The sequence below is a fragment of the Bartonella sp. CR84HXZ genome, from assembly GCF_042194535.1.
In the GTDB taxonomy this organism is placed as follows: Bacteria; Pseudomonadota; Alphaproteobacteria; order Rhizobiales; family Rhizobiaceae; genus Bartonella; species Bartonella grahamii.
The window spans coordinates 1-1637 of record NZ_JBHIMY010000069.1; the positions used below are offsets into that span (position 1 = coordinate 1).

The window sequence follows — 1637 nt, forward strand, 5'->3', positions numbered from 1 at the left end:
GATAAGCAGGGTTGCCAACGGTTTCAACAAGCATAGCGATTGGCATCATTCACAATACCACTCTTTTTATCAGTCTTTACACATTGACGCCCCATAACCCATTCAAGAGCGGGTCTACCATTTACGATATACTCATAAGCTTCAAGAGGGATATCTGTTATTGTGATATTGCTATTGTAAATAACAGTGGTTTTATCTTTATCAGATTTTCCATTTTCTTTACCTGCTTTTGCAAATTTCATTTCAGTTACATAATAAAACTTTTCGGGATTAGAGATCTCTGTAACTTTTGGATTACCCTTTTTAAAGGTCACGGGATAAGGCTCTACAGTTTCATAGTTTACGTGCAAATGACCCAGTTCACGCCCTGCTGTTACAAATTTCCAAAAATCCTCAGCAGTTTTTACACAAGGAAGACAATGCAATTCTTTAGAGAGATTATCAGCATAGCGAGCACGGTAATCTTCCGAATGTAAAATTCCGTAACCAATAATAAAAGATATCTTCTTTTGTTATGGTTTTAGTAAGTAAGCAGAGAGGCACTTTTTAAACCTATGTCTGTACTATTATCGCGTTTTTTTTCTTATTTTAGTATAAGCTATCGTCATGCTATTTTTCTTATCAAGCGATAATAACGGAGTGTTTCTTGTTGTCTCTAATATGTAACAGTTCCAATAAATTTGGTATATTCTATGAATAACAGTCTTTACTTGAAGCTCAAGATTATATTACACGCAACACCTTAAAATTAAGAAGCATATAGAGTGTATGATTGTCATTTAACAGTGTCATTGTAAAATCTTCAAAAGCGGGGGAAATGATATGGTTTGCACAACACATAAAGCAGGTGTATACAGTACAGTCTATGCTTTTCTCTTAGATTTTAGAAGTATTATTCTTATCAAAAAATTAAAAAATTGTTACGCGGTTGGCGATTTTTTCTGTGACGCTGACGATATGGTTCATTTTGTTGCTCATTTTGAGGACACAATGAATGCATAGATTTTTTTTCACTTTTGTTTTTGCGGCTATTTTGTGCCTTTTCTCGTTGCCGAGTTTTGCCGAAAACATTCGTGAGAAAGCGATTAATCAATCAGAGAGCATCCAACGACAACAAACGCAAGAACAGCGTTTTCAGCAATTACACCGTAGAAACGAAACACATGGGGTATTTTTGCCAGATGATGATACCACATCTGCCTATGGTGCTTCGTCTGGTACAACCTGTTTGCTGATCAAAAGCATTGAATTTGTTGATGCTCAGTTGATTTCTCATACCGACCTTCATGAAGCCATTTCTCTTTGGGAAGGGCGGTGTTTGGGGATTGCCGAAATCAACAAAGTGCTCAAAGCGGTGACCAAGCTTTATATGAAGCGCGGCTATATTGCGGTGCGGGCTTATTTGCCTGAGCAAGATTTAAGCGGCGGTCATCTCAAGATTGTTGTAGTTGAAGGTGTGATGGAAGATATCACTCTTGATGGGCATAAAGTTGAGAGGAAACTTCAAGGAGAAATCACCACGGCTTTTCCAAACCTTATTGGGAAGCCGACCAATCTGCGCCAGATAGAGCAAGGGCTTGATCAAATCAATCGGCTTTTCTCACGCCAAGCTACCATTAATCTTGGTGCGGGGAGCA

At 38.2% G+C, this 1637-nt stretch carries 2 protein-coding genes and 1 pseudogene; 2 read left to right on the top strand and 1 reads right to left on the bottom strand.

All coding sequences use genetic code 11. From position 1 onward, the window contains the following. Nucleotides 1–522: pseudogene (locus ACFIKD_RS09310) on the bottom strand (type ISP restriction/modification enzyme); the annotation flags it as partial. Nucleotides 523–822: 300 nt separating this feature from the next. Here ACFIKD_RS09310 and ACFIKD_RS09315 point away from each other — a divergent pair. Further along, complete coding sequence (locus ACFIKD_RS09315) at nucleotides 823–1002, top strand: hypothetical protein (RefSeq protein ID WP_375647884.1); 180 nt, start codon at nucleotides 823–825, stop codon at nucleotides 1000–1002. Beyond that, nucleotides 995–1637 (top strand): POTRA domain-containing protein (locus tag ACFIKD_RS09320; protein WP_375647885.1); only part of this gene is annotated, 643 nt, incomplete at its 3' end. The genes ACFIKD_RS09315 and ACFIKD_RS09320, both read left to right, overlap by 8 nt.

Coding starts and splice junctions, on each gene's coding strand:
- ACFIKD_RS09315 (WP_375647884.1), top strand. CDS start 823: ATGGTTTGCACAACACATAAAGCAGGTGTATACAGTACAGTCTATGCT.